This is a genomic window from Ramlibacter agri (assembly GCF_012927085.1).
GTDB classification, from domain to species: domain Bacteria; phylum Pseudomonadota; class Gammaproteobacteria; order Burkholderiales; family Burkholderiaceae_C; genus Ramlibacter; species Ramlibacter agri.
In genome coordinates, this window is sequence record NZ_JABBFX010000002.1 from 910,795 (window position 1) to 935,453 (window position 24,659).

General features: G+C 70.2%; 24 protein-coding genes and 1 tRNA gene. 7 read left to right on the forward strand and 18 right to left on the reverse strand.

The features are described from left to right. Positions 1-2: 2 nt before the first annotated feature. The 7 genes from HHL11_RS22830 to HHL11_RS22860 all read right to left on the reverse strand — a co-directional run bounded on the left by HHL11_RS22830 (position 3) and on the right by HHL11_RS22860 (position 7,480). Positions 3-932 carry a tripartite tricarboxylate transporter substrate binding protein gene (locus HHL11_RS22830; protein WP_240980366.1) on the reverse strand — a complete coding sequence of 310 codons (930 nt, stop codon included), beginning with the start codon at positions 930-932 and terminating at the stop codon, positions 3-5. Between the two features lie 82 nt (positions 933-1,014). Further along, on the reverse strand, positions 1,015-1,599 hold the full coding sequence (locus HHL11_RS22835) for an SRPBCC family protein (RefSeq protein WP_169420857.1): 585 nt from the start codon (positions 1,597-1,599) through the stop codon (positions 1,015-1,017). Between the two features lie 15 nt (positions 1,600-1,614). Further along, on the reverse strand, positions 1,615-2,790 hold the full coding sequence (locus tag HHL11_RS22840; RefSeq protein WP_169420858.1) for a vWA domain-containing protein: 1,176 nt from the start codon (positions 2,788-2,790) through the stop codon (positions 1,615-1,617). A 13-nt stretch (positions 2,791-2,803) separates the two neighbouring features. Beyond that, on the reverse strand, positions 2,804-3,715 hold the full coding sequence (locus HHL11_RS22845) for an AAA family ATPase (protein WP_169420859.1): 912 nt from the start codon (positions 3,713-3,715) through the stop codon (positions 2,804-2,806). Positions 3,716-3,822: 107 nt separating this feature from the next. Beyond that, positions 3,823-4,617 (reverse strand): FAD binding domain-containing protein, encoded by a 795-nt coding sequence (locus tag HHL11_RS22850; RefSeq protein ID WP_169420860.1) that lies wholly within the window; start codon positions 4,615-4,617, stop codon positions 3,823-3,825. 15 nt (positions 4,618-4,632) lie between these two features. Beyond that, complete coding sequence (locus HHL11_RS22855) at positions 4,633-7,008, reverse strand: xanthine dehydrogenase family protein molybdopterin-binding subunit (RefSeq protein ID WP_169420861.1); 2,376 nt, start codon at positions 7,006-7,008, stop codon at positions 4,633-4,635. A 1-nt stretch (position 7,009) separates the two neighbouring features. Next, entirely contained in the window at positions 7,010-7,480 is a 471-nt protein-coding gene (locus tag HHL11_RS22860) for a (2Fe-2S)-binding protein (RefSeq protein WP_169420862.1), read from the reverse strand. A 169-nt stretch (positions 7,481-7,649) separates the two neighbouring features. On the opposite strand from HHL11_RS22860, the gene HHL11_RS22865 reads away from it, so the two are divergent. Both HHL11_RS22865 and HHL11_RS22870 read left to right on the forward strand, forming a co-directional pair. Further along, positions 7,650-8,771, forward strand: a complete 1,122-nt coding sequence (locus HHL11_RS22865) for a sigma-54-dependent Fis family transcriptional regulator (protein WP_169420863.1) — start codon at positions 7,650-7,652, stop codon at positions 8,769-8,771. 186 nt (positions 8,772-8,957) lie between these two features. Next, positions 8,958-9,515: a hypothetical protein gene (locus tag HHL11_RS22870; protein ID WP_169420864.1), complete on the forward strand. Its 558-nt coding sequence runs from the start codon at positions 8,958-8,960 to the stop codon at positions 9,513-9,515. 14 nt (positions 9,516-9,529) lie between these two features. Here the strand turns inward: HHL11_RS22870 and HHL11_RS22875 are convergent, their stop codons facing one another. Then, a complete protein-coding gene (locus tag HHL11_RS22875) occupies positions 9,530-10,276 on the reverse strand; it encodes a TOBE domain-containing protein (protein WP_169420865.1) in 747 nt (248 codons plus the stop codon). Positions 10,277-10,304: 28 nt separating this feature from the next. Between HHL11_RS22875 and modA the strand changes: the two genes are divergently transcribed. The 5 genes from modA to tsaA are packed head-to-tail and all read left to right on the forward strand — an operon-like array spanning position 10,305 to position 14,213. Continuing rightward, complete coding sequence (modA, locus tag HHL11_RS22880) at positions 10,305-11,066, forward strand: molybdate ABC transporter substrate-binding protein (protein ID WP_240980367.1); 762 nt, start codon at positions 10,305-10,307, stop codon at positions 11,064-11,066. 3 nt (positions 11,067-11,069) lie between these two features. Further along, positions 11,070-11,753, forward strand: a complete 684-nt coding sequence (modB, locus tag HHL11_RS22885; RefSeq protein WP_169420866.1) for a molybdate ABC transporter permease subunit — start codon at positions 11,070-11,072, stop codon at positions 11,751-11,753. Beyond that, positions 11,750-12,820, forward strand: coding sequence for a molybdenum ABC transporter ATP-binding protein (gene modC, locus HHL11_RS22890; protein WP_169420867.1), 1,071 nt, complete (start codon positions 11,750-11,752; stop codon positions 12,818-12,820). The genes modB and modC overlap by 4 nt, the downstream gene beginning before the upstream one ends. Positions 12,821-12,825: 5 nt before the next feature. Next, the gene (locus HHL11_RS22895) at positions 12,826-13,692 is read left to right on the forward strand and encodes a glycosyltransferase family 25 protein (protein ID WP_169420868.1); all 867 of its coding nucleotides are present in this window, start codon (positions 12,826-12,828) and stop codon (positions 13,690-13,692) included. 32 nt (positions 13,693-13,724) lie between these two features. Then, on the forward strand, positions 13,725-14,213 hold the full coding sequence (gene tsaA / locus HHL11_RS22900; RefSeq protein ID WP_169420869.1) for a tRNA (N6-threonylcarbamoyladenosine(37)-N6)-methyltransferase TrmO: 489 nt from the start codon (positions 13,725-13,727) through the stop codon (positions 14,211-14,213). Here the strand turns inward: tsaA and HHL11_RS22905 are convergent. The 10 genes from HHL11_RS22905 to fdnG all read right to left on the reverse strand — a co-directional run bounded on the left by HHL11_RS22905 (position 14,210) and on the right by fdnG (position 24,377). Continuing rightward, complete coding sequence (locus HHL11_RS22905; protein ID WP_169420870.1) at positions 14,210-14,419, reverse strand: TOBE domain-containing protein; 210 nt, start codon at positions 14,417-14,419, stop codon at positions 14,210-14,212. The two genes, tsaA and HHL11_RS22905, sit on opposite strands and share 4 nt — an antisense overlap. 60 nt (positions 14,420-14,479) lie before the next feature. Beyond that, the gene (locus HHL11_RS22910; RefSeq protein ID WP_169420871.1) at positions 14,480-14,866 is read right to left on the reverse strand and encodes a DsrE family protein; all 387 of its coding nucleotides are present in this window, start codon (positions 14,864-14,866) and stop codon (positions 14,480-14,482) included. After that, positions 14,863-15,288, reverse strand: coding sequence for a glycine cleavage system protein H (locus HHL11_RS22915; protein WP_169420872.1), 426 nt, complete (start codon positions 15,286-15,288; stop codon positions 14,863-14,865). The genes HHL11_RS22910 and HHL11_RS22915 overlap by 4 nt, the downstream gene beginning before the upstream one ends. Positions 15,289-15,305: 17 nt before the next feature. Continuing rightward, positions 15,306-15,401: transfer RNA gene (locus HHL11_RS22920), tRNA-Sec, on the reverse strand. A gap of 4 nt (positions 15,402-15,405) precedes the next feature. Then, on the reverse strand, positions 15,406-17,313 hold the full coding sequence (selB, locus tag HHL11_RS22925) for a selenocysteine-specific translation elongation factor (RefSeq protein WP_169420873.1): 1,908 nt from the start codon (positions 17,311-17,313) through the stop codon (positions 15,406-15,408). Continuing rightward, complete coding sequence (gene selA / locus HHL11_RS22930; RefSeq protein WP_169420874.1) at positions 17,310-18,758, reverse strand: L-seryl-tRNA(Sec) selenium transferase; 1,449 nt, start codon at positions 18,756-18,758, stop codon at positions 17,310-17,312. The genes selB and selA overlap by 4 nt, the downstream gene beginning before the upstream one ends. Then, a complete protein-coding gene (gene fdhE / locus HHL11_RS22935; RefSeq protein ID WP_169420875.1) occupies positions 18,758-19,741 on the reverse strand; it encodes a formate dehydrogenase accessory protein FdhE in 984 nt (327 codons plus the stop codon). The genes selA and fdhE overlap by 1 nt, the downstream gene beginning before the upstream one ends. Beyond that, positions 19,738-20,358: a formate dehydrogenase subunit gamma gene (locus HHL11_RS22940; protein WP_169420876.1), complete on the reverse strand. Its 621-nt coding sequence runs from the start codon at positions 20,356-20,358 to the stop codon at positions 19,738-19,740. The genes fdhE and HHL11_RS22940 overlap by 4 nt, the downstream gene beginning before the upstream one ends. Position 20,359: 1 nt before the next feature. Continuing rightward, on the reverse strand, positions 20,360-21,289 hold the full coding sequence (fdxH, locus tag HHL11_RS22945; protein ID WP_169420877.1) for a formate dehydrogenase subunit beta: 930 nt from the start codon (positions 21,287-21,289) through the stop codon (positions 20,360-20,362). Position 21,290: 1 nt separating this feature from the next. Continuing rightward, on the reverse strand, positions 21,291-24,377 hold the full coding sequence (gene fdnG / locus HHL11_RS22950; RefSeq protein ID WP_169420878.1) for a formate dehydrogenase-N subunit alpha: 3,087 nt from the start codon (positions 24,375-24,377) through the stop codon (positions 21,291-21,293). Positions 24,378-24,659 lie beyond the last annotated feature (282 nt).

The following is a 24,659-nucleotide window of genomic DNA, read 5'->3' on the forward strand; positions in this document are numbered from 1 at the left end:
GCTTACTCCACCATCTTTCCGGCCAGGCCCAGCCGGGCCAGCAGGCGGCGCTCGCGCGCGCTCACGTCCTGCACGAAGCGCCCGTAATCGGCCGTGGCCAGGTACTCCGGCTCCTGCTCGTAGCGGGCCAGCTCCCGCAGGTGCTGCGGGTCGAACAGCGCGATGCGGAAGGCGTCATGCAGCTTGCGGACGATGGCCGCCTCGACGGCCATCGGTGCGCCGATGCCATAAGGTGAGGTGTAGACCGCTTCCGGGTAGCCCAGCTCGCGCATCGTCGGCACGTTGGGCCAGCGCTTGCTGCGCTCGGCGTTGAACACCGCCAGCAGCCGCAGCTTGCCGGTCTCCACATAGGGCGTGAAGCCGTTGGAATTGACGCCCACCATCAGCGTGTGCGTGGCCACCGCCAGCATCTGGTCGGCCGTGCCCTTGTACGGCACGTGGATGTAGCGGACGCCTTCGCGCGAGAGCACGTCCTCCATCGCCAGGTGCGCCGTGCTGCCGATGCCGGTGGAGCCCACCGTCAGCATGCCGGGGTTGGCGCGGCCCCAGGCCAGCAGGTCGGCCCAGGAAGCGAAGCCGCTGTCGGCGGGCACCACCACGCCGAAGGTGACGCCGGAGATCTGGATCACCGGTGCGATGTCCTTCAGCGGATCCCAGGGCACCTTGCGCAGCAGCGCCGCGCGGTAGATGGTCAGCGGCAGTTGGCCGATGGTGTAGCCGTCCGCCGCCGCCGCCTTCAGCAAGGGCGCCACCAGCGTGCCGGCAGCGCCCGGCTTGTTCTCGACGACGATGGGCTGGCCCAGCTGGCGCGCGGCGATGTCGCACAGCACGCGCATGGTCAGGTCGGTCTGGCCGCCCGGCGGCCAGGGCACGATCAGCGAGATGGGCCGCGAGGGATAGGCCGCCTGCTGCGCGAACGCGAAGGCCGGCATGGACACGAGGCTTGCCGCACCCGCCAGCCACGCCCGGCGGCGCCAGCTTGGTGTTGCGGTCGGCGGCCTCATGCCGGCGCCCTCAGCGCAGCAGGAAGAACAGCAGCACGATGATGACCACTGCGACCAGGCCCCATTGCCAGGCCGGCACGCCACTCTTCTTCGGGGCCGGCGGCGGGTCCGGCGGCAGCGCGGCTTCGGCCGCATAGGCCTGCGGATAGCGGCGCTCCATCTCGGCGTCGAAGCGCTTGAAGAACTCTTCGGCCATCGACTTCGCGACGCCATCGACCAGGCGCTGGCCCACCTGCGCGATCTTGCCGCCCACCTGCGCGGTGGCGCTGTAGGTCAGCTCGCAGCCGGCGCCTTCGCTGGGCGGCGCCAGGCTCACCTTGGCCGAACCCTTGCCGAAACCGGCCGGGCCGCCCTGGCCTTCGAAGTTCAGCGTGTAGCTGTTCGGCGGCAGCACGTCGGTCAGCAGGATCTTGCCGTTGAAGCGTGCGGCCACCGGCCCGATCTTCACGGCCATGCCGACGGCGTACTGGTTCTCGCCGGTGCCTTCGACCTTGTCGCAGCCGGGGATGCAGGCCTTCAGCACCTCCGGGTCGTTGAGGGCATCCCAGGCCTGTTGTTGCGGGACCGCCAGGCGGCGGCTGCCTTGCATTTCCATGTCGTTTGCCTCGTTCTAGTTTTTCAAGAGAGTGGCCAGGCTGGCGGCGAGATCCTCCAGCTTGGCGAGGTTGTGCACGGCCAGCATGCCGTGGGCGTAACGGTCCAGCACCGCCGCTCCCCGCGCCAGCGGAGCATAGCCCTCGTAGCGAAGCAGCGGGTTCAGCCACAGCAGCCGGCGACAGCGATGCGTCAGCCAATCGAGTTCGCGCGCCAGCACCTCGGGTTCGCCGGTGTCGAGCCCGTCGCTGACGACCAGCACCAGCGTGCGCCTGCCAACGAGCCGGCGCGCGTGCTGCTGGTGCAAGGTCGCAAGAGACTCGCCCAGCCGCGTGCCGCCCGCGAAGTCGTCGATGGAGGCACTGGCCGCGGCCAGCATCGCGTCGGTGTCGGCCAGACGGAAGGCGGGCGTGAGGTCCGTGAGATGCGTGCCGAACGCGAACACGTCGCGCCGGCGCTGGCCACGCGTGGCCGCATGCAGGAAGGCGAGCAGCAGGCGCGCATAGCGCTCCATCGAGCCGGATACATCCACCAGCACCAGCAGCGGCAACGGCTCCACGTTGCGCTGCAAGCGGCGCAGCAGCATCAGCTCACCACCGGTGTGGGCCGCCGCGCGGATGGTGCGCGCCCAGTGCAGCTGCGCGCCACGCGTGCCGGGGCGCGTGCGCCGCACGGGAATTCGCGGCACCGGCAGCGCCACTTCGCGCGCGAGCCGCTCGACCAGGCGGAATTCGCTGGCGCTCATCGCGTTGAAGTCGGCGTGCTTCAGGCGCTGCATCGCGCTGGCCGTCATGGCCGCGTCGAACTCCACTTCTTCTTCGGGCGGCTTGGGTGCGCCGCCGTAGCGCTGCTGCGGCGCCAGCGCCTCGCTCACGCGCGGGCGGCGCTTCTGCGGCTGCGCGGACGGCGCCTTCGGCAGCATCTGCTGCAGCAGCTTGTGGGCGATCTCGGGGTCGCGGAACCAGGCGTCGAACAGCTCGCGGAAGACTCCGCGCTCCTGTTCGCGGCTGACCAGCACTGCTTCCATCGCTGCGCCGAAATCGCCCTTGTCCTTGACGCCGACCAGCTGCGCGGCCTCCTGCGCCAGCGCGATGCGGGCGCTGTCCACGCGCAGGCCGGCGCGCCTGAGCGCGCGGCCGAAGCCCGCGATGTTGTCGGCCAGCTTGCCGCTGCGCGCGTCACCGAGCAGCATGGCCCATGCTCCCTCAGGCCGCCGCGGCGGGCTCGGGTTTGAGCAGCTCGCCGGCGAGCTCGCGGGTGAGCGCCGCCACGTCCTCGCGCTGCTTGAACAGGATACCGGCGGTGTCGGCGACGATCTCGGGGTCCAGCGCCAGCGTGTCCAGCGCCACCAGCGCCTTGGCCCACTCCACGCTCTCGGCGATACCAGGCGCGCGCTGGAAGGCATTGGCGAAGGGCTGGCTGCGCAGCCGGCCGACGAAGTCCGCCACCTGCTGCGACAGCGCCTCGCCAGCCTCGGGCACGCGGGCGCGCACGATGGCGAGCTCGCGTTCGCGCTCGGGGTAGTCCAGCCAGTGGTAGAGGCAGCGGCGCTTGACGGCGTCGTTCAGCTCGCGCGTGCGGTTGCTGGTGAGGATGGTCACCGGCGTGTGCTGCGCCTGGATCGTGCCGATCTCGGGAATGCTCACCTGGTACTCGCCCAGGTATTCCAGCAGGAAGGCCTCGAAGGGTTCGTCGGCCCGGTCCACCTCGTCGATCAGCAGCACGGCGCCAGGCGCAGGCGCTTGCAGTGCCTGCAGCAAGGGACGCCGGATCAGGTAGCGATCCTGGTAGACCTCGCGCTCCACCTGGTCGGCGCTTTCCTGGCCTTCGACCGCGCGCATGTGCAGCAGCTGCGCGGCGTAGTTCCACTCGTACAGCGCTTCGCGCAGCTCCAGGCCGTCGTAGCACTGCAGGCGCAGCAACTGCCGCTGCAAGGCGACCGCCAATGCCTTGGCCAGCTCCGTCTTGCCGACGCCGGGCTCGCCTTCCAGCAGCAGCGGGCGCTGCAGCTTCAGGGCCAGGAAGACGGCTGTGGCGAGGCGGCGCTCGGCGTAGTAGCCGGCCGCGACCAGGGCTTGCTGGAGTTCGTCGATGGAGGGGAACGGGGAGGCAGTCATCTGGGATGAATTATTCCCTCCCCCTCTGGGGGAGGGTCAGGGTGGGGGCATGCACGCAGCTGCCCCCACCCCTGCCCTCCCCCAGAGGGGGAGGGAGCAAAGAAGAATCACCCCAAGGCCTTCGCCACCGCCCGCTGCGTCAGCACGCCCACCAGGTTCGCCCGGTAGGCCGCGCTCGCATGCAGGTCGGCCGACAGCCCGGACGAGTCGACCTTCACGCCGGCCGCGGCCTGCGGGTCGAAGCTCTTCGTCAAGGCCTGTTCCAGCCCGGTGTGGCGGAACACGCCGTTGCCGCCGCCGGTGACCGCCACCCGCACGCCGCTGTCCGTCTGGGCGACGAACACGCCGATCAGCGCGAAGCGCGAAGCCGGCTGCTTGAACTTGATGTAGGCCGCCTTCCTGGCGATCGGGAAGCTCACCGAGGTGATCACCTCGCCTTCTTCCAGCGCAGTCGTGAACAGGCCCTGGAAGAAGTCGTCGGCCGCGATCTTGCGCTTGTTGGTGTTGACCGTCGCGCCCAGCGCCAGCACCGCCGCCGGATAGCAGGCCGCGGGATCGTTGTTGGCGAGCGAACCGCCGATGGTGCCCATCGCACGGACCTGGCGGTCGCCGATGCCGCCGGCCAGGTCGGCCAGCGCCGGGATCGCGGACTTGACGTCCGCGCCGGAGGCGACGTCGGCGTGCTTCGTCATCGCGCCGATCACGATCGCGTTGCCGTCACGCTTGATGCCCGCCAGTTCGGCGATGGCGCCCAGGTCGACCAGTTGCTCCGGGTTGGCCAGCCGCAGCTTCATCGAAGCCAGCAGGGTCTGGCCGCCGGCCAGCAGCTTGGCGTTGGAGTTGGCCGCCAGCTTGGCGGCGTCGCCTAGCGAGGAAGGACGTTGGAAATCGAATGCGTACATGGTGGTCCTCCGTTTTCAGGGCTTGGCCGCCTGGATGGCTTCCCAGACGCGCGCCGGCGAGGCGGGCATGTCCAGGTCCTTCACGCCCAGCGGGCGCAGCGCGTCGAGCACGGCGTTCATCACCGCCGGCGGCGAGCCGATGGCGCCGGCCTCGCCGCAGCCCTTGGTGCCCAGCGGGTTGTGCGTGCAGGGCGTGCAGACCGTGTCCAGCGTGAAGCTCGGGAAGTCGTCGGCCCGCGGCATCGCGTAGTCCATCATCGAGCCGGTCAGCAGCTGGCCGCTGTCCTTGTCGTACACGCAGTTTTCCAGCAGCGCCTGGCCGATGCCCTGCACCAGCCCGCCATGCACCTGGCCCTCGACGATCATCGGGTTGATGATGGTGCCGAAGTCGTCCACGGCGGTGAACTTGTCCAGCCGCACCACGCCCGTAGCCGGGTCCACTTCCACTTCGGCGACGTAGGTGCCGGCCGGGAAGGTGAAGTTGGTCGGGTCGTAGAACGCGGTCTCGTTCAGCCCCGGCTCCAGTTTGTCCAGCGGGTAGTTGTGCGGCACGTAGGCCGTCAGCGCCACCTGGCCGAAGGGGATCTTCTTGTCGGTGCCCTTCACCGTGAACTCGCCGTTGGCGAATTCGACGTCGCCGTCGCCCGCTTCCATCAGGTGCGCCGCGATCTTCTTGGCCTTGGCCTCGATCTTGTCCAGCGCCTTCATGATGGCGGCCCCGCCGACGCTGATGGAGCGCGAGCCGTAGGTGCCCATGCCGAAGGGCACGCGGCCGGTGTCGCCGTGCACCACGTCGACGTTCTCCACCGGGATGCCCAGGCGCGCCGCCACCACCTGCGCGAAGGTGGTCTCGTGGCCCTGGCCGTGGCTGTGCGAACCGGTGAACACCGTGACGCTGCCGGTCGGGTGCACGCGGATCTCGCCGCACTCGAACAGGCCAGCCCGCGCGCCCAGGGCACCCGCGATGTTCGACGGCGCGATGCCGCAGGCCTCGATGTAGCTGCTGTAGCCGATGCCCCGCTTCAGGCCCTTGGCCTCGCTCGCCTTTCGGCGGGCGTCGAAGCCCTTCACGTCCGCCAGCGCGTTGGCCTTGTGCATGGCGCCGACGTAGTCGCCGGTGTCGTACTGCAAGGCCACGGGCGTCTGGTAGGGGAAGGCCGTGATCATGTTGCGCTCGCGCAGTTCGTCCTGCGGGATGTTCATCTCCCAGGCCGCGCGCGTGACGATGCGTTCCAGCAGGTAGGTCGCTTCCGGCCGGCCCGCGCCGCGGTAGGCATCCACGGGCGCCGTGTTGGTGAACCAGGCGTCCACCTCGCAGTAGATCTGCGGCGTGGTGTACTGGCCTGCCAGCAGGGTCGCGTACAGGATGGTCGGCACCGCGGTGGCGAAGGTGGAGAGATACGCGCCCAGGTTGGCGTCGGTGTGCACCCGCAGCGCCTGGAACTTGCCCTGGCTGTCCATGGCCAGTTCGGCGTGCGACACGTGGTCGCGGCCGTGCGCGTCGGACAGGAAGGCTTCGCTGCGGTCGCAGGTCCACTTCACGGCGCAATTGAGCTGCTTGGCAGCCCAAGTCAGCGCCACGTCCTCGGCGTACAGGTAGATCTTGCTGCCGAAGCCGCCGCCCACGTCCGGCGCGATCACGCGCACCTTGTGTTCGGGCAGGCCCAGCACGAAGGCCGTCATCAGCAGGCGCTCGACGTGCGGGTTCTGGTTGGCGACGTACAGCGTGTATTCGTCGTTGGCGCGGCTGTAGGCGCCGATGGCGGCGCGCGGCTCCATCGCGTTGGGCACCAGGCGGTTGTTCACCAGGTCCAGCTTGGTCACGTGGGCGGCCTTGGCGAAGACGGCGTCCACCGCCGCCTTGTCGCCGATCGCCCACTTGTAGCAGTGGTTGTCCGGCGCGATGTCGTGCAGCGCGCTGGCCTGGGCGGCGTCACGCACGTCCACCACCGCGGGCAGGACGTCGTAGTCCACTTCCACGGCTTCGGCGGCGTTGCGCGCCTGTTCCACGGTTTCGGCGACGACCATCGCCACGTGGTCGCCCACGTAGCGCACCTTGCCTTGCGCCAGGATCGGGTGCGGCGGCTCCTTCATCGGCTGGCCGTCGGTGCTGGTGATCAGCCAGCCGCAGGGCAGCCCGCCCATCTTGCCGGCGACGTCGGCGCCGGTGAAGACCTTGACGACGCCGGGCATGGCCGCGGCGCGCTCGGTGGCTACGCTCTTGATCGTTGCGTGCGCATGCGGCGAACGCACGAACGCGGCATAGCGCTGGTTCGGCAGGTTGATGTCGTCGGTGTACTGGCCGCTGCCGGTGAGGAAGCGGTAGTCCTCCTTGCGGCGGACTTTCTCGCCGATGTGGGGCAGCTTGGCGAAGCCGTCGGATGCGCCCATGTCACACCCCCTTCATGTCGGCCGCGCCCTGCTGCACGGCCTTGACGATGTTCTGGTAGCCGGTGCAGCGGCACAGGTTGCCTTCGAGCTGCTCGCGGATCTGCGCCTCGCCCGCGCCGGGGTGGCGCTGGCACAGGTCCAGCGCGCTCATGACCATGCCCGGGGTACAGAAGCCGCATTGCAGGCCGTGGCACTCCTTGAAGGCCGCCTGCATCGGGTGCAGCGTGCCGTCCGCCTGGGCCAGGCCCTCGATGGTGGTGATCTCCGCGCCGGGGTGCTGCGCGGCCAGCGTGTTGCAGGACTTGATGGCGCGGCCGTTGACGAGGACCGTGCAGGCGCCGCATTGAGCGGTGTCGCAGCCCACGTGGGTTCCCGTCAGGCGCAGGTTTTCGCGGATGGCCGTGACCAGCAACGTGTTCGGCGCGACGTCCACCGACGCCTGCTTGCCGTTGACCTTGAGTTGTACCAGCATGTCTGTTGTCTCCTGAGGGTCTAGCAAAAAACGATTGTTGAACCCGACCCTGGGCCGTTCCCTAGGCGAAACCCTAGGTCCGGGCGCCACTGGCGGGAAATTCTCAAAATGGAACAATGGCTGCGCTGCGGCCCCTTACCATCCCGGCCCAGCCCAGGGAGCCAGCCGAATGAACCTGCCAGCTACCGTCGCCGCACAGAACCGCCTGCTGGAAATCGAGCAGGCGCGCCGCGCCGTGCTGGACGAAGGCAGTTCCATGACCGACATGCTGGTGAACAGCTGGTACGACGGCGCCTGGATCGAGCGCTCCTGGCGCCGCTGCCTGCAAAGCGGCCAGCGCCCGCAGGACCCGGTGGGCTTCGACCTGATCCCGGCGCCGCAGATCCGGCGCGTCGAGGAGGCCAACCACCAGCTCGTGACCGCCGCCCGCCCGGTGCTGGAGCAACTGGGCCGTGCCATCGCCAGCACCCGCTACTTCGCCATCCTGACCAATGAGGAAGGCGTGGTGGTCGACGCGCACGGGCCGATCGACCGCAGCGACCCGCGCGCCAGCGTCATCACGCGCATCGGCGTCGACCTGTCGGAGCGCAGCGTCGGCACCACCGCCATCGGCGCGGCGCTGACCGAGCTGCAGCCGGTGTGGCTGCACCGCGGCGAACACTTCTTCCAGGACACCGGCTGCTACAGCTGCGCCGGCGCGCCCCTGTTCGGGCCGGACGGCCGCTGCGTCGGCATGCTGGACCTGACCGGCATCGACGCCGCCGAACGCCCGGAGCTGAAGCACCTGGTGACGCAGTCGGCCCGCAGCATCGAGAACGCCCTGACGCTCGCGCGACCGCACCGGCTGGTGCTGCGCCTGAACTGGCCGGGGCGGCTGCTGGGGGACGACGACGACGGCATCGTCTGCCTCGATGGCGACGGCTGGGTGACCGGCAGCAACGGCGCTGCCCGCCAGATGGTGCCCGCGCTGGCCGGCGCCGGCCGGCAGCCGGTGCACTGCAGCGAACTCTTCGCCCAGCCTTGGGAACCGCTGTACGACCTGGCTCGCTGCTCGGAACAGGCGGCGCTGGAACTGCCGCTCTGGTCCGGGCTGCGGCTGGCCGCCCTGCCCCAGCTGCCCCGCGACAACGCCTCGGCGCAGCGCGTTCCATTGCGCGATGTGGAAATTGCGATGATCCGCAGGGCGGTCAGCGACGCGCGCGGCAACGTCATGGAAGCGGCCCGCGCCCTCGGTATCAGCCGCGCAACGGTTTACCGCAAGCTGTCACGAAAACCCGGCAAAAGCTGCTGACAGAAGACTGACGCGCCTAGAATGGGCGCGTGCCAGTGGTTCAGGCACATAACAAGTTTGTCTTCGGGGGACTTCCCGCACCAGGCCGTCGCTGCCGCATCAGCAGCGAAGCAGGCCGCGTGCGCGAACACAGAGGACCCGCCCGCGCGGCGGGGAACCGTAGCGATGTTTGGACTGCGGAAACTGATGGGACGTGACGCGCCGGTCACGCAGCAGCCGGAGGAAGACCACAACACGCAGGTCGACTCCAAGCTGCCGCATGGCGCGAACCTGGAGGCCGAATACGAGGCCCTCATCCTGTCGCAGTGCACGCGCTGGGGCATTTCGGAGACCTGCATCACGGTGGAAGTGCGCAATGCCGGCCGCGGGCCGCACGGGCGCGACGTCTACCTGGCCATGATCCGCCTCGCCCGCTGGGAGCGCGACTCGGCCCTGCGCATCCTGCTGGGGCTGCCGCTGCTGGAAGCCAAGATCCGGAAGATCCTGCACACGCTGTGGCTGATGGAAGTCAGCCACTTCGGCGGCCTGTGGCTGCATGCGTCCGAGCAGCTGGCCGGCACCGACGCGATGGAGGAACTGCGCCGGCTGGTGGTGGCCCTGGCCCCCGAGCCGGCGCCGGTGGGCACGGGCGGCAACGACGCCTTCGGCAGCGTGCTGGGCCAGCTGCCACCCGCCAGCGGCGCGACGAGCCATGCGCCGCTGGCGCCGCAGCACAGCCAGCCGGGGGAATCGCTTCCGCGTTGAACGCGCGGCCGGCGTCACTCCCCCAAAGCCACCACCACCGCCGACGGCTCGACCCGCGCCACCGCCTGCGCGCCCTTGCGCAAGCCGCTGCCAGCCTCGGCGAAGCCCACCAGCTGCAAACCACCGGCCAGCGACAAGGCCACTTCGCCGCCGCTGGCACGCGGGGCGCGCGTCACCGTGCCGGCGAGCTGGTTCACTGCTGCTGCGTCCGGCTCGCCGCCCGCGACGCCAACCGCCGTCGCCTTGCAAAGCGCCAGCACCGGCAAGCCCTTCTTCAACCCCAGCAACTGCACGCTCTCGCGCGTGATCCGCGCCACCAGCGGGTCGCCCCCGGCCAGCGTCAGCCCCACCTCCATCGCGCCCGCGCGCGGACGCAACGCCGCCACCGTGGCGGGCAGCTGGTTGCGCATGCTGGTGCGCAGCGCGATGCCACCCAGCGCCGGCGCGGGCGCCTGCAGCCGCCCCAGTACCGCGAGGCGGGCCCGCGCCATTTCGTCGGCCGCGTGCAGCACCTGCTCGCCCGCCGGCGTCGGCCGCGCGCCGCCGCCGCCCGTGCCGCCCACCGCGCGATCCAGCAGCGGCGCGCCGGCCAGGTTGCTCAAGGTGTCCAGTGCCTGCCAGGCCGCCTTGTAGCTGACGCCGGCATCGCGCGCGGCCTGCGAGATGGATCCCACCGCGGCGACGCGGCGCAGGATCTCCACGCGCTTGTCGGCGGTGGCGTGGCCGAGGGCGCCGGCCAGTTCGAGCTTGTTGCGGGACATGGACCCTATACTAGGCGCTATTCCAATCATGAATAGCGAGGTCGCCATGTTCCGCCGCCTGATCCCCCTGCTGCTTGCCGCGCCCCTCTTCGCCGCCCACGCCGGCCAGGTGCAGGTGGCCGTGGCCGCCAACATGACCGCGCCGATGAAGAAGGTCGCCGCCGACTTCGCGCAGGCCACCGGCCACGAGGCGGTCGTGACGATCGGGTCCACCGGCAAGTTCTACGCGCAGATCCAGTCCGGCGCCCCCTTCGAGGTCCTGCTGGCCGCCGACGACGAGACGCCGGCCAAGCTGGAAAAGGAAGGCCTGGGCGTGGCCGGCACCCGCTTCACCTACGCCGTCGGCAAGCTGGCGCTGTGGAGCGCCGACCCGAACACGGTCGACCCGCAGGGCGCGGTGCTGAAGCAGCCGCCCAAGGGCAAGCTCGCCATCGCCGACCCCAAGCTCGCGCCCTATGGCGCCGCGGCCATCGAGGCGCTGACCAAGCTGGGCCTGCTGGCCACCTGGCAGCCGCAGATCGTGCAGGGCGAGAACATCGGCCAGGCCTACCAGTTCGCCGCCACCGGAAATGCGACACTCGGCTTCGTGGCACTGGCACAGGTGATGGCGGACGGCAAGGTTTCGAAGGGCTCGGCGTGGATCGTGCCCGCGCAGCTGTACACGCCGCTGAAGCAGGACGCCATCGTGCTGAAGCCGGGCGCGGCCAACCCCGCCGCCACCGCGCTGGTGAATTACCTCAAGAGCGACGCCGCGCGTGCCACGCTGCGCGGTTACGGCTACGAATTCTGATCCATGGGCTTCACGCGCGAGGACTGGCAGGCGATCGCCCTCACGCTGAAGCTGGCGGCAACGACCACCGCGCTGCTGCTGGTGCTGGCGGCGCCGCTGGCCTGGTGGCTGGCGCGCACGCAGGCGCGCTGGCGCGGCGCCGTCGCGGCGGTCGTAGCCCTGCCCCTCGTGCTGCCGCCCACGGTGCTGGGCTTCTACCTGCTGGTCACCTTCGGCCCGCAGGGCTGGGGCGGGCAATTGACGCAGTCGCTGGGCCTGGGCCTGCTGCCCTTCACCTTCGCCGGCCTGCTGGTGGGCTCGATGCTCTACTCGCTGCCCTTCGCCGTGCAGCCGCTGCAGCATGCCTTCGAATCCGTCGGCCGCCGGCCGCTGGAAGTGGCGGCCACCTTGCGCGCCGGCCCGCTGGACACCTTCTTCCACGTGGTGCTGCCGCTGGCGCGCGGCGGCATCATCCAGGCCGCCGTCCTGAGCTTCGCGCACACCGTCGGTGAATTCGGCGTCGTGCTGATGATCGGCGGCAACATCCCCGGCCAGACGCGCGTCGTCTCCACCCAGATCTACGGCCACGTCGAGGCCATGCAGTACCCGCAGGCGCACGCGCTGGCGCTGGGCATGCTGGCCTTCTCCTTCGCCGTGCTGCTGGCGCTGGCCCTGTTGAATCGCCGCAGCACGCGGGTGTTCGGATGAGCGCACTCGAAGTACGGCTGCGCCTGGCGCGCGGCGATTTCATGCTGGACGCCGACCTGGCGCTCCCCGCCACCGGAATCACCGCCATCTTCGGCCCTTCGGGCTCGGGCAAGACCACGCTGCTGCGCTGCGTCGCCGGCCTGGAGCAGGCGGCGGAAGCGCGCATCGTCGTCGACGGGGAGGCCTGGGAAGACAGCGCGCAAGGCCTGCGCCTGCCAACGCATCGCCGGCCCCTGGGCTACGTGTTCCAGGAGGCGAGTTTGTTCGACCACCTGGACGTGGCCGGCAACCTGGCTTTCGGCCGCAAGCGCGCGCACGCGAGCGAGCCGCTGGAGCCCTTGCTGCGGCTGCTGGGAATCGAGGGCCTGCTGCACCGCCGCCCGCACGAACTCTCGGGCGGCGAGCGCCAGCGGGTCGCTATTGCCCGCGCGCTGGCGACGCAGCCGCGCCTGCTGCTGCTGGACGAACCGCTCGCCTCGCTGGACCTGGCGCGCCGGCGCGAGATCCTGCCCTGGCTGGAGCGGCTGCGCGACGAACTGCGGATCCCGATGCTGTACGTCACGCATTCCGGCGACGAAGTCGCGCGCCTGGCCGACCACCTCGTGCTGCTCGAAGCCGGCCAGGTGCGCGCCTCCGGTCCACTGGCGCAAACGCTCGCGCGCGTCGACCTGCCGGCGGTGCCCGGCGAGGAACCCGGCGCCGTGCTGGAGGCGACCGTGGTGGAACGCGACACGCACTGGAGCTTGATGCAGGTGCGCTTCGACGCAGGCCTGCTCTGGCTGCCGGACAACGGCCTGCCGCTGGGCCACGCGGTGCGCGTACGGGTGCTGGCGCGCGACATCAGCATCGCGCTGGCTCCGCCCGAGCAGAGCAGCATCCAGAACGTGCTGCCCTGCACGGTGCGCGCGGTCGCCGCTGCCGGCCATCCTTCCCAGGCGCTGGTGCAATTGGCCTGCGGCGAGTCGCTGCTGCTCGCGCGCATCACCGCGCGCGCGGCCGACATCCTGCAACTCGCACCCGGCAGGGCGGTGTGGGCGCAGGTGAAGTCGGCGGCGCTGGTAACCTGAGGGGGATGTCCCCTCCCATCGCCGGCCTCTACATCAACCTGGATCGCTGCCCCGAGCGCGCCGCCTTCATGGAGGCCCAGCTCGCACGCCTGGGGCTGGCAGGCGTGCTGCGGCATGCCGCCATCGACGCCGCGAACTTGCCGCCGGCGCCGGCCGGCTGCCCGCTGCTGCCCGGCGAGCGCGCCTGCTTCCTGTCGCACCTGCAGGCGCTGGAAAGCGCGCCCGCGGACCGCTTCACGCTGGTGCTGGAAGACGACATGGAATTGAGCGACCAGCTGCCCGAGCTGGTGGCCAAGGCCATCGCCGGGCCGCTGGACGGCGTCGACATCGCCTTCCTCGAATGCCAGCCGCACTACTCGCACGCGCACCTGTCGGCGCTGTGGGACGTGGCCTGCCGCCTTTTTCCACCCGGCAGCGCGCGGCGGGCCCAGGGCGTGGAGCTGGTGCCGGCGCAGCAGTTCTACAAATGGGGCACGGCGGCCTACGTGGTCTCGCCGGCCGGCCGCGGCAAGCTGCTCGCACTGATGCATGAATGGCTGCAGGCCGGCCCGCAGCTGCCGCTGGATCGCTGTGTCGAACAGGCGGTCGCCGCGCGCCAGCTGCAAGCCGTGATCACTGTGCCCTTCCTCGCCACGACCGCGCTGCAATGGCACGGCCGCAGCACCATCGCCAACGGCTGGCGCACGCCGCCGGATTTCCTGATGGTGATGCGGCGCCTGCTCTACGCCGGCAGCCTGCACGAGGTGCAACCGATGGCCCAGGCGCTGGCCGATGCGCAGGTCGATCCGGCGCTGCAGATGTTCGGGCTGGTGCTGCGCGAAGTGGCGGGCGTGAACCGGCAGGCGCAGGCCCAGGGCGGCAAATCCGCTTGAAAGCCGGCCGGCCAAGGCGAACAATGCGGCGCATGCTGGCCCCCATCCCCATGACGCCCATCGGCGTGATCCGCAGCCGCTTCGTCGATCCCGCCGGCATGCCGCTGCAGCCGGTCGCGGCGGCGGAGGAAATTGCGCAGGCCGAGATCTTCGAGCCCTATGCCGCGGCCCTGCAGGACCTCGAAGGCTTCGAATACCTGATCCTGCTGGCCCACATGCATCGCGCCACCGAGAAGCTGCAGGTGGTGCCCTTCCTGGACCAGGTGCCGCATGGCGTGTTCGCCACCCGCGCACCGGCGCGGCCCAATCGCATCGGCCTGTCGGTCATGCGGGTGATCGCGCTGGAAGGCCGCGTGCTGCGCTTCGCCGGCAACGACTTCGCCGACGGCACGCCCTTGCTGGACATCAAGCCCTACGTGCCCGCCTTCGACGTGCGGGCCACGGACCGCATCGGCTGGTATGCGGGCCGCCTCGGCGCGCTGCCGCACACCGTCGCCGACGACCGCATGGGCCAGCCCTAGTCGACGGCGACCATCACGCTGGAAGCCTTGATCACGCCATAGGCGCGGCTGCCGGGCTTGAGGCCCAGCGACTTCGCGGACTCCGTGGTGATGGTGGAGACGATCTCGATGCCGGGCGCGATCTCCAGGGTGACTTGCGTGGTGACGGGGCCATTCACGAGGGACTTGACCGTGCCGGGAAGCACGTTGCGGGCGCTGATCTTCATGGCGAACCTCCAGGAGGCAGGCATTTTCGCGCTGCGCCGCCCCGCTGAGCCTTGCGTTCGTCAGAACACCAGCGCCCGCCAGCGCGGGTCCTGCGTCCGTTCGACGAAGGCCACGGTGCCGCCCAGGCCGGCGCATTGCGAAGCGAGCGCGTCGCGCCCCAGCCCCCGCGCGGCCAGCGCCTGGCTGCAGGCGAGGATGCGCACGCCGGCGTCCGCGCAGGCTTGCAGGTAGTCGCGCACCGGCAGTTGCTCGGACCCGAAGCCGAGCTTCGTGCCCTGCTGCGCGGCCAGCAGCCAGTGCACCGAGCGGGCGGTGAACAGCATCTCCACTTCCAGGTCCAGCGCCGCCGCGGCCTGGGCGACGACGAAGGGGGTGGCGGCGCGCTCCGCGTCGCCGGGTCCACAGGACCAGACCATCAGGGCCAGGCCACCGCGCGCCGGCGTCACAGGTCCTCCATCTGCACGCGCGCGCGCACCGCCGCTTCGAGGCCGCCACCGTGGGCCAGCTGCGGGCGATCCGCGTCCCAGCGCGAAACCGCGATGCGCACCAGCCAGCCGCGGCCAAACGGGTCGAGATGCACCACCTCGGGCGTCTCGGCCAGCAGCGGATTCACCGCGCTCACCTCGCCCGTCAGCGGCGACTTGATCGCGACCACGCACTTGCTCAGTTCGGCCACGGCCAGCGTTTCGCCCTGCGTCACCCGCGTGCCCACGGGCTTGGGCCGGCACATGTAGAAGTCGCCGGACAGGTGCACGCCGAAGGCGCTGACGCCCACCTCCATGCAGCCATCGCCCCAGGGCCGGCACCACATGTCGTGCGAGAGGAAGTGGAAGCAGTCTTCCGGCCAGGCGAAGCCGAGGACGTCCATGGCTTCAGGGCGGAAGTTGGCGGAAGAAAGTGGGAGTCGAACCCACCCGGCGGCGCATGGCGCCACCCACTGGGTTTGAAGCCCAGCCGCCCCACCAGGAGCGATTTCCTTCCCTGTTCATGGCGCCTCCCACAGCCGCGTGTCCGGACGCAGGAGATGCCGGTCGCCGACCCGCCGCAGCAGGCCGACGCGGTCGAAGAATTCCAGCACCTGGATCGCGCGCTTGCGCCCGAGGCCGGTCGCGTCGCGGAAGCTCGCCGCGGTCACCACGCCTTCACGCGCGTCGAGTGCGCGCGCGAGACCCGCGAGCTCCTGCACGGCGCGCGGTGCATAGTACAAGTCCTTCACGACCTGGTACAGCTCGCCGGTCTGCGCCAGCCGCGCCAGCACCTGCCGCACCTGCGCTTCCGGCAGCCGCGTGTCGCCGGCGATGTCGCGCACCCAGGGCGGGTCGTAGCGGCCCTGCGCCAGCAGCGGCAGCGCCCGCTCGGCGACGACGCGGTCGGCGGCCCGCAAGGCTTCGCCGTGTTGCGGCAAGTGCAGGAAGCCGTTGCGCAGGCTCACGCGCCCGGCGCGCACCAGGTGCGCGACCAGGCCGTCCCACAAGGGTTCGGGCATGCGCGGCGCAGCCAGCCGGCGCGCACGCTGCAACCCGGGGCCGATCTCCTGCGGCGCCCCGGCGTGGAAGCTCCGCAGCGCGCCCAGCACGGCGGCTTCGGCCGCATCCAGTTGCGCGCGGCCGATCATCCAGCCGTCCTGAGCCGCCAGCGTGGCGCCGGGCACGGTCGCCGGATCGAAAGGCCAGCCCGCGTAGCCCGCGGCCCGCAGCCAGTCGCTGCCGTGCACGCCGTGCGGCGCATGGGCCAGCGTGGCGGCGAAGCGTTCGGCCGCATCGCCTGCGCGCTGCGACTGCAGAAAGGCGAGGCGCTCCGGCGCCTGCCGGTAACGCGCCGGCGCCGCGGTGGCCAGCACGCGGCCGCCCGCAAAGGTGCACTGCGCCGAAGCATCGCGCAGCACGAAGCGATCGCCCTGCCACGCGTGCACGCTGCCGCGCAGCACCAGTTGCGCCAGGCCTTCTTCCCCCACGGCGATGGCCGCCGCGCCGAGCACCGCCACCGTCGCCATGCGATCCTGCGTGCCCAGGTGCAGGTGCACCAGCGTTCCCGAACGCAGCGCGCGCGCTTCGGCCGGCGCTACGCGCAGCAGCACGTCCAGGCGCTCCGATTGCTGCGCGATCGCGGGCTCGCACAGCACCTGCCCGCGCTGCGCGTCTTCGCGGGCGAGGCCGGCCAAGCCGACGGCGCAGCGCTGCCCGGCCTGCGCCTCCTGCAATTCCACGCCATGGCTTTGCAGGCTGCGCACGCGCAGCGGCTGCTGCGGCGCGTGGGCCAGGCAGAGCGCGTCGCCAACGCGCACGCTGCCTGCGGCGATGCTGCCCGCCACGACGGTGCCGGTGCCCGGGAGCGTGAACACGCGATCCAGCGGCATGCGGAAACCCTGGCCCGGCAGCGGCGGTGGCACGGGCAGATCGGCTTCGCGCAGCAGCAGTTCGCGCAGTGCATCGAGCCCGTCACCGTGGATGGAAGACACGCACAGCACCGGCCAGTCCGCCCGGCCCGCATCGGCCAGCAAGGTCCGCGCCTGCGAGGTGCGCTGGCCCAGCAAGCCCTCCGCCACGCGGTCGATCTTGGTGATGACGACCGCGCCGCGCCGCACGTCCAGCAGCGCCAGGATCGCCAGGTGCTCCAGCGTCTGGGGCATCACGCCGTCGTCGGCCGCCACCAGCAGCAGCGCGAAGTCGATGCCGCTCGCGCCGGCCACCATCGTGTGCACCAGCCGCTCGTGGCCCGGCACGTCGACGAAGCCGATCGCGCGGCCGTCCGCGAGCGGGAGCGAGGCGTAACCCAGTTCGATGGTGATGCCGCGGCGCTTCTCCTCCGGCAGGCGGTCGGTGTCCACGCCCGTGAGCGCGCGCACCAGGGCCGTCTTGCCGTGGTCGATGTGGCCGGCGGTGCCGACGATCACGCCAGCGACTCCTTCAACATGCGCAGTTGCGCCAGCAGTTCCGCGGGCTCGTCGACGCAACGGCAATCGAGCAGCAGTTCGTCGCCGGTGATGCGCCCGATCACCGGCAGCGGTAAGGCCCGCAGGGCTTCGGCCAGCGCCTCCAGTGCCGTGCCGGTGCCGCGCTTGCCGTCCAGTGCCGGCGCGATCGCCAGTCCCGCGGACGGCAGCCGCTCCACCGGCAGCGAGCCCGAGCCGATCTGGCTTTGCATCGCGGCGAGCCGCACGCCATAGCGCGGCGCCACGCTCGCCTGCAGCGGCTTCAGCAGCACGCGCGCGACCGCCTCCACCTCGGCCTGCGGCCGCGCCAGCCAGCGCAGCGTGGGCAGCTCGCGCGCCAGCAGCTCGGGCTGCCGGTACAGCATCAAGGTGGCTTCCAGCGCGGCCAGCGGCAGCTTGGACAGGCGCAGCGCGCGCTTCATGGGGAAGCTGCGGATGCGCGCGACGAGGTCGCGGCGGCCCACGATCAGGCCGGCTTGGGGGCCGCCCAGCAGCTTGTCGCCCGAGAAGGTGACGACGCCGCAGCCGGCCGCCAGCATCTCCTGCGCCGTCGGCTCCTTGGGCAGGCCCCACAGGCTCATGTCGACGAGCGATCCGCTGCCCAGGTCCGTCACCAGCGGCAGCTCGTGCTCCTGCGCGAGCTGCGCCAGCTGCGCCTCCGCCACCGAGGACGTGAAGCCCTGCACCGCGTAGTTGCTGGTGTGCACCTTCAGCAGCAAGCCGGTGTGGGCGTTGATCGCGCGGGCATAGTCGGCCAGGTGCGTGCGGTTGGTCGTGCCGACCTCCACCATCCTCGCGCCGGCGCTGGCCATCACGTCCGGCATGCGGAAGGCGCCCCCGATCTCCACCAGTTCGCCGCGCGAGACGATCGCCTCGCGGCCACCCGCGAGCGCGGCCAGCGTCAGCAGCACCGCCGCGGCATTGTTGTTGACGACCGTCGCCGCCTCGGCGCCGGTGATCTCGCACAGCAGCTCCTCGACGATCGTGTCGCGCTCGCCCCGGTCGCCGCTGGCCAGGTCGTATTCGAGGTTGACGGGCCCTTCCATCATCCGCGCGACATGCGCCAGCGCGGCCGGCGGCAGCACCGCGCGGCCCAGGTTGGTGTGGATCACCGTGCCGGTGAGGTTGAGGACCCTTTGCAGCCTCGGCGCCAGCCTTTGCCGCACCCGCGCCGCCAGCGCCGCGCCCAGCGTGGGCGCCAGCAGCTGCTCGCGATCGAGCGCGCCGGCCACGGCCAGCTGCCGCAGTTCGTCGAGCAGCGCGCGGGCCTCGCGCGCCACGAAGGTGTGGCCTTGCGTGCCCAGCAGGTCCTGCAGCGCGGGCAGCCGCAGCAGCTTGTCGACCGAAGGCAGATCCTGGGGCCTCGCCTTCGAGCCGTGGACCACGGACTCTTCGGGCGCGGCCATCACCCGCCTCCGCCGTCAGGGTCGCCGAACAGCAGCATCAGGTTGACGCCGTGGTTCTCGAAGCCGGCCTGCTCCACCAGCAGGTCCAGCGTGACCGACGCCAGGTCGTCCGCGACGGCCTCCACCAGGGGGTCGCGGTCACGCCGCACGATCTTCAGGTAGCTGCCGCATTCGTCGCAGGTCTCGGCCTCCACCGCGGGCTGCCGGGCCGTCTCGCCGCCATCCATGGGCGCCAGCAAGCGGTACTCGATGCCCTTGGTGCTGAGGCAACGGCTGCACTTCACGCGCACCATGTGCCACTGGGTCGAACACAGCGAGCATTGCAGGTAGCGCAGGCCGCCCGCGCCGGGGTCGATGCGGATGACGCTCGCCACCGGCCGGCTGCCGCAGCACGGGCAACGGGTCGGGTCGTCGACGCGGCCGAAAGGCGGCAGGCGATCCGTGCCGTGCGCCTCCTGGGTGGCCAGCACCAGGTGCGTCCAGTAGACCTGCAAGGCCGCCGCGATGAAGGGCGCGGCCGCCAGGTCCAGCCCCAGGGTCACCCCATCCAGCAGGCGGTCCGCCTGGCGTTCCAGCATCTCGTCGGGCGCGCCGCGCAAGGCCTCGACGGCGGTCCGGGTGGGCCCGGACGGCAGCCGCTGCAGCAGCGCATCGAGAATCGGATGCAGGCCGTCGCGCCACTGCGGCGCGCGCGGCCACAAGGGCGCCGGCAGCGGCGGCTGGCCCGCATAGGCGGCCGCCATCAGTGCCTGCGGATCCGGCACGCGCACGGCGGGAAAGTCCTGCAGCACGGCGTGCTGCGCCTGCGCGATGTCCGCGACCAGCAGCAGGTAGTCGCGCATCGCGTGGCCGGCGGCGCGCTGGCGCAGGCGGATCGCGCGGTCGGCGAACACCTCGCCGCGCACGGGCATGTACAGCAGGGACGCCTGCTGGCCCGCGCGGGCCGCGATCTCCTCCGGGCTGAGCAGGGGGCTGGGGTTCATTGGTCTCCGTTCACCTGCCGGTACCACAGCGGATGGTGGCGGCGCGCCCAGGCCGGCGTGACCCAGCCGCGGGTCATGGCCCGCACCGAGCCCTTCACCCAGATCGCGGCATAGACGTGGATGATCACGCCCAGGATCAGCAGGAAGGCGGCAATGGCGTGCAGCAGCACGGCGATGCGCCGCAGCAGGATGGGAAAGGCGTTCGCGAAGTACGGCTGCCAGAACACGAAGCCGGTCACGAACAGCACCAGCAGGCAAACGGCGAACAGCCAGAACACGCCCTTCTGCCCCGCGTTGTACTTGCCGATCGGGGGCATGGCGTCCTCGTCGCCGCGCAGCAGGCGCGGCGAGCGGCGCATCCACTCGCTGTCGCGCGGCTGCCAGAGGTTGTCGCGCCAGACCTGGAAGAACAGGAAGACGAAACCCAGCACCATCAGCAGGCCGAAGAAGGGATGCAGGATCTTCGTCCAGGTGCCGCCGCCGAACAACGCGGTGAAGAACCAGAACACCGGATGGAAGATGGCCAGGCCCGTGAGCCCGGCGCACAGGAACAGCAGCGCGACCATCCAGTGGTTGATGCGCGTGCCGTCAGAATAGCGGCGGATCAGGCGGGCCATGTCATTTCACCTCCATGGATTGGTTTTCGCGCTTGCGCCTGTCTTCCCTGCTCTCGTCCTCTTCGTCTTCCTCCACCTCCAGCGGGCCGACCTTCATGTAGTGGAAGAAGCCGGCCAGCACCGCACCCACCATCGCCACGGCGGCCAGTGGCTTGGCCAGGCCCTTCCACAGGCCCACCAGCGGGCTGATCGTCGGATGCGCCGGCAGGCCGACGATCTCCGGCTGGTCACCGTGCTGCAGCACGTACATGACGTGCGTCCCCCCAACGCCCTCCGGGTTATAGATAGCGGGTTGGACAAAGCCGCGTTGCTTGAGTTCCGCCACGCGTTCTGCCCCGAACTCCAACATGTCCTCCTTGGTGCCGAAGCGGATCGCGCCGGTCGGGCACGCCTTCGCGCAGGCCGGTTCCAGGTTGACGGCGACGCGATCGGAGCACAGCGAACACTTGTACGCCTTGTTGTCCGTCCTGGATAAGCGGGGAATGTCGAACGGGCAGCCGGTGACGCAGTTGCCGCAGCCGATGCAGTTCTCGCTGATGAAATCGACGATGCCGTTGCTGTAGCGCACGATGGCGCCCGGCGACGGGCAGGCCTTCAGGCAGCCGGGGTCGGCGCAGTGCATGCAGCCGTCCTTGCGAATCAACCATTCGAGCCGCGTGGATTGGTCCGGCTGCTTCATCTCCACTTCGTGGAACTGCATGACCGTCCACGACTTCGGCGTCAGGTCGGGCGGGTTGTCGAGATAACCCACGTTCACGCCGACCTCGTCGCGCAGGTCGTTCCATTGCATGCACGCCACCTGGCAGGCCTTGCAGCCGATGCAGCTGGACACGTCGATCAGCTTCGCCACTTCAGGCGTGTGGCGGGCCTGCGGCGTGGCCGTGGTGGTGGCCGAGCGCGCCGCGATGTCGAGGGATTGCAGCGAGCTCATGTCATGCCCTCTCGATGTTCACGGTGAACGCCTTGTACTCGGGGGTCTGCGAATTCGCGTCCCCCACGAACGGCGTCAGCGTGTTGACCAGGTAACCGGGCCGGGCGACGCCGACGAAGCCCCAGTGGTTGGGCAGGCCCACCGTGTCCACGGTCTTGCCGTCCACCGTGAGGCGCGGGATGCGCTTGGTGACCATCGCCACCGCCTTGATGGAGCCGCGGTTGGACGAGACCTTCACCATGTCGCCGTTGGCGATGCCCCTGGACTTCGCCAGTTCCTCGCCGATCTCCACGAACTGCTGCGGCTGGAGGATGGCGGAGGTGAGCACGTTCTTGGTCCAGTAGTGGAAGTGCTCGGTCAACCGGTAGCTGGTGGCCACCAGCGGGAAGTCCCTGGGCTTGCCGAAGGCTTCCATGTCGCCCTTGAACACCCGCGCGGCGGGGTTGGCCCGCGCCTTCGGGTTGCTGTTCATCGGGTTGGTTTCCAGCGGCGACTCGAAGGGTTCGTAGTGCTCCGGCAGCGGCCCGTCGGCCATGCCAGTCGGCGCGAACAGGCGCGCCACGCCCTCGGCGGTCATGATGAAGGGCTGCACCCGCTCGGGATCCGACGGATCCGCGTCGGGGCGGATGTCCGGCACGTCGGCCCCGCCCCAGGCCTTGCCGGTCCACTGCACCAGCTTGCGCCTGGGGTCCCAGGGCTTGCCGTCGGGCGCGCTGGACGCGGCGTTGTAGAGGATGCGGCGGTTGGCCGGCCAGGCCCAGGCCCAGTTCAGCGTCTGGCCGATGCCCCAGGGGTCGGCGCTGTCGCGCCGCGCCATCTGGTTGCCGGCCTGCGTCCACGCGCCGGCAAAGATCCAGCAGCCGCAAGCCGTGCTGCCATCGTCGCGCAGGAGCCCGAAGCCGGACAGCTGTTCGCCCGCCTTCGCCAGCACCGCCGGCGCCGCGCCGGGGTTCTTCGGGTCCGGCGGCGCCAGCACGTCGGCCAGCGCCTTGCCGTTGTATTCCATCGCGATCTCCTCGGCGGAGGGCGCGGACGGAATCTTGTACGGCCAGGTGAGCTTGAGGATGGGGTCCGGGAAGGCTCCGCCGTCCTTCGCATACAGCGCGCGGATGCGGCTGAACAGGCCGGCCATGATCTCGACGTCGCCCCGCGCCTCGCCCGGCGGGTTGGCGCCCTTCCAGTGCCACTGCAGCCAGCGGCCGGAGTTGGTGATGGAGCCGTCCTCCTCCGCGAAGCAGGTCGAGGGCAGGCGGATCACCGTGGTCTGGATGTCCGCGGTCTTGACGTCGTTGTGCTCGCCGAAGTTGCGCCAGAACTCCGCCGTCTCGGTGTTCAGCGGGTCGATGGTCACCAGCCACTTCAGCTTGGAAAGGCCGGCGACGATCTTCTTCTTGTTCGGGAAGGAGCCCACCGGGTTGAAGCCCTGGCAGATGTAGCCATTGAGCTTGCCCAGGTTCATCAGCTCGAAGGCCTGCAGCACGTCGTACAGCTTGTCGATCCTGGGCAGGTAGTCGAAGGCCCACTTGTTGTCCGCCGTCGCGGCGTCGCCCCACCAGGCCTTCTGCAGGCTGACGAAGAACTTGGGGTAGTTCTGCCAGTACGACATCTGGTTGGGACGCAGCGGCTTCAGCGCGCGGGTCTTGTAGTAGGTCTCCAGGTCCTGCTCGTTGTCCCGCGCGAGCGACATGTAGCCGGTGAGCGAGTTCGACAGCAGCCCCAGGTCGGTGAGGCCCTGGATGTTGCTGTGGCCGCGCAGCGCGTTCATGCCGCCGCCCGGGATGCCGATGTTGCCCAGCAGCAGCTGCACGATGGCCGCCGTGCGGATCATCTGCGAGCCCGTGCTGTGCTGCGTCCAGCCCAGCGCGTACATGATGGTCATGGCGCGGTCCGGCACCGCGGTCGCGCCGATCATGTCGCAGATCTTCAGGAACGCTTCCCTGGGCGTGCCGCAGATGCGGTTCACCATCTCTGGCGTGTAGCGCGAGAAGTGCTGCTTCATCAGCTGCAGCACGCAGCGCGGATGCTGCATCGTCGGGTCGGTCTTCGCGAAGCCCTGCTCGTCCAGCTCGTAGGCCCAGCTCGCCGGGTCGTAGCTGCGCTTCGTTTCGTCGTAGCCGGAGAACAGGCCGTTGTCGAACTTGAAGCCCTCGCCCACGAGGAAGGGCGCGTTGGTGTACGCCGCCACGTACTGCTGCTGGATCTTGTTGTTGGACAGCAGGTAGTTGATGACGCCGCCCAGGAAGGCGATGTCGCTGCCCGCGCGGATCGGCGCGTAGTAGTCGGCCATGGCCGCCGAGCGCGTGAAGCGCGGGTCGACGACGATCAGCCGGGCCTTGTTGTTGTGCTTGGCCTCCACCACCCACTTGAAGCCGCAGGGGTGGGCCTCGGCGGCATTGCCGCCCATGATGAGGACGAGGTCGGCGTTCCGGATGTCCACCCAGTGGTTGGTCATCGCGCCGCGTCCGAACGTCGGGGCCAGACTGGCCACCGTCGGTCCGTGTCAAACCCGCGCCTGGTTGTCGAAGACGAGCATCCCGAGGGAGCGCATCGTCTTGTGGGTGATGTAGCCGGTCTCGTTGGACGAGGCGGAGGCGCACAGCATGCCGCTGGTGATCCAGCGGTTGACCGTCTTGCCGTCGGCGTTGGTGGCCTGGAAGTTGGCGTCGCGGTCGGCCTTCATCAGCTGCGCCAGCCGGTCCAGCGCTTCGTCCCAACTCACGCGCTTCCATTCGCTCGCGCCCGGCTCGCGGATCTGCGGATACTTCAGGCGGTTCTCGCTGTGCACGAAGTCGAGCAGGCCGGCGCCCTTGGGGCACAGCGTGCCGCGGTTCACCGGGTGGTCCGGGTCGCCTTCGATGTGGATGATGTCAGACAGGGCGTTCTTGGACTTGTCGCCCAGGCCGTACATCAGGATGCCGCAGCCCACCGAGCAGTAGGGGCATGTGTTGCGGGTCTCCGAGGCGCGCCCCAGCTTGAACTGGCGCGTCTCCGCCAGCACCGCGGTCGGCGAGAAGCCCAGCACCGCGAGCGTCGAGGCCGTGAGCCCTGCGCCGCTGGCACGGAAGAACTGCCTTCGGTTCATGTCCATCGGGTCCTCCTCGGGATCATTGGGCGGCCGACACGAAAGGAAGGGCTGGTCATGACGGCTCCGTTGCCGAAAGCGCTAGCTTGCCGCAATTGACGTGCTGCATGGCGGGCGGCCAGGCATTTCAAACCCTTATGAACGCCCGCGCATAGCTCTCCCACTCCGTCATTCAAGGCGTGAATCGATGGATATGCAAGGCGCCATCGACGAATCACCGCATGCGTCGATTCAATTTGACCCGCCGTGAAACCGCCGCTGACACTCGCGCCGACGAACAACAGGAGG

Coding starts and splice junctions, on each gene's coding strand:
- HHL11_RS22830 (WP_240980366.1), bottom strand. CDS start 932: ATGCCGGCCTTCGCGTTCGCGCAGCAGGCGGCCTATCCCTCGCGGCCC.
- HHL11_RS22835 (WP_169420857.1), bottom strand. CDS start 1,599: ATGGAAATGCAAGGCAGCCGCCGCCTGGCGGTCCCGCAACAACAGGCC.
- HHL11_RS22840 (WP_169420858.1), bottom strand. CDS start 2,790: ATGCTGCTCGGTGACGCGCGCAGCGGCAAGCTGGCCGACAACATCGCG.
- HHL11_RS22845 (WP_169420859.1), bottom strand. CDS start 3,715: ATGACTGCCTCCCCGTTCCCCTCCATCGACGAACTCCAGCAAGCCCTG.
- HHL11_RS22850 (WP_169420860.1), bottom strand. CDS start 4,617: ATGTACGCATTCGATTTCCAACGTCCTTCCTCGCTAGGCGACGCCGCC.
- HHL11_RS22855 (WP_169420861.1), bottom strand. CDS start 7,008: ATGGGCGCATCCGACGGCTTCGCCAAGCTGCCCCACATCGGCGAGAAA.
- HHL11_RS22860 (WP_169420862.1), bottom strand. CDS start 7,480: ATGCTGGTACAACTCAAGGTCAACGGCAAGCAGGCGTCGGTGGACGTC.
- HHL11_RS22865 (WP_169420863.1), top strand. CDS start 7,650: ATGAACCTGCCAGCTACCGTCGCCGCACAGAACCGCCTGCTGGAAATC.
- HHL11_RS22870 (WP_169420864.1), top strand. CDS start 8,958: ATGGGACGTGACGCGCCGGTCACGCAGCAGCCGGAGGAAGACCACAAC.
- HHL11_RS22875 (WP_169420865.1), bottom strand. CDS start 10,276: ATGTCCCGCAACAAGCTCGAACTGGCCGGCGCCCTCGGCCACGCCACC.
- modA (WP_240980367.1), top strand. CDS start 10,305: ATGAATAGCGAGGTCGCCATGTTCCGCCGCCTGATCCCCCTGCTGCTT.
- modB (WP_169420866.1), top strand. CDS start 11,070: ATGGGCTTCACGCGCGAGGACTGGCAGGCGATCGCCCTCACGCTGAAG.
- modC (WP_169420867.1), top strand. CDS start 11,750: ATGAGCGCACTCGAAGTACGGCTGCGCCTGGCGCGCGGCGATTTCATG.
- HHL11_RS22895 (WP_169420868.1), top strand. CDS start 12,826: ATGTCCCCTCCCATCGCCGGCCTCTACATCAACCTGGATCGCTGCCCC.
- tsaA (WP_169420869.1), top strand. CDS start 13,725: ATGCTGGCCCCCATCCCCATGACGCCCATCGGCGTGATCCGCAGCCGC.
- HHL11_RS22905 (WP_169420870.1), bottom strand. CDS start 14,419: ATGAAGATCAGCGCCCGCAACGTGCTTCCCGGCACGGTCAAGTCCCTC.
- HHL11_RS22915 (WP_169420872.1), bottom strand. CDS start 15,288: ATGGACGTCCTCGGCTTCGCCTGGCCGGAAGACTGCTTCCACTTCCTC.
- selA (WP_169420874.1), bottom strand. CDS start 18,758: ATGGCCGCGCCCGAAGAGTCCGTGGTCCACGGCTCGAAGGCGAGGCCC.
- fdhE (WP_169420875.1), bottom strand. CDS start 19,741: ATGAACCCCAGCCCCCTGCTCAGCCCGGAGGAGATCGCGGCCCGCGCG.
- HHL11_RS22940 (WP_169420876.1), bottom strand. CDS start 20,358: ATGGCCCGCCTGATCCGCCGCTATTCTGACGGCACGCGCATCAACCAC.
- fdxH (WP_169420877.1), bottom strand. CDS start 21,289: ATGAGCTCGCTGCAATCCCTCGACATCGCGGCGCGCTCGGCCACCACC.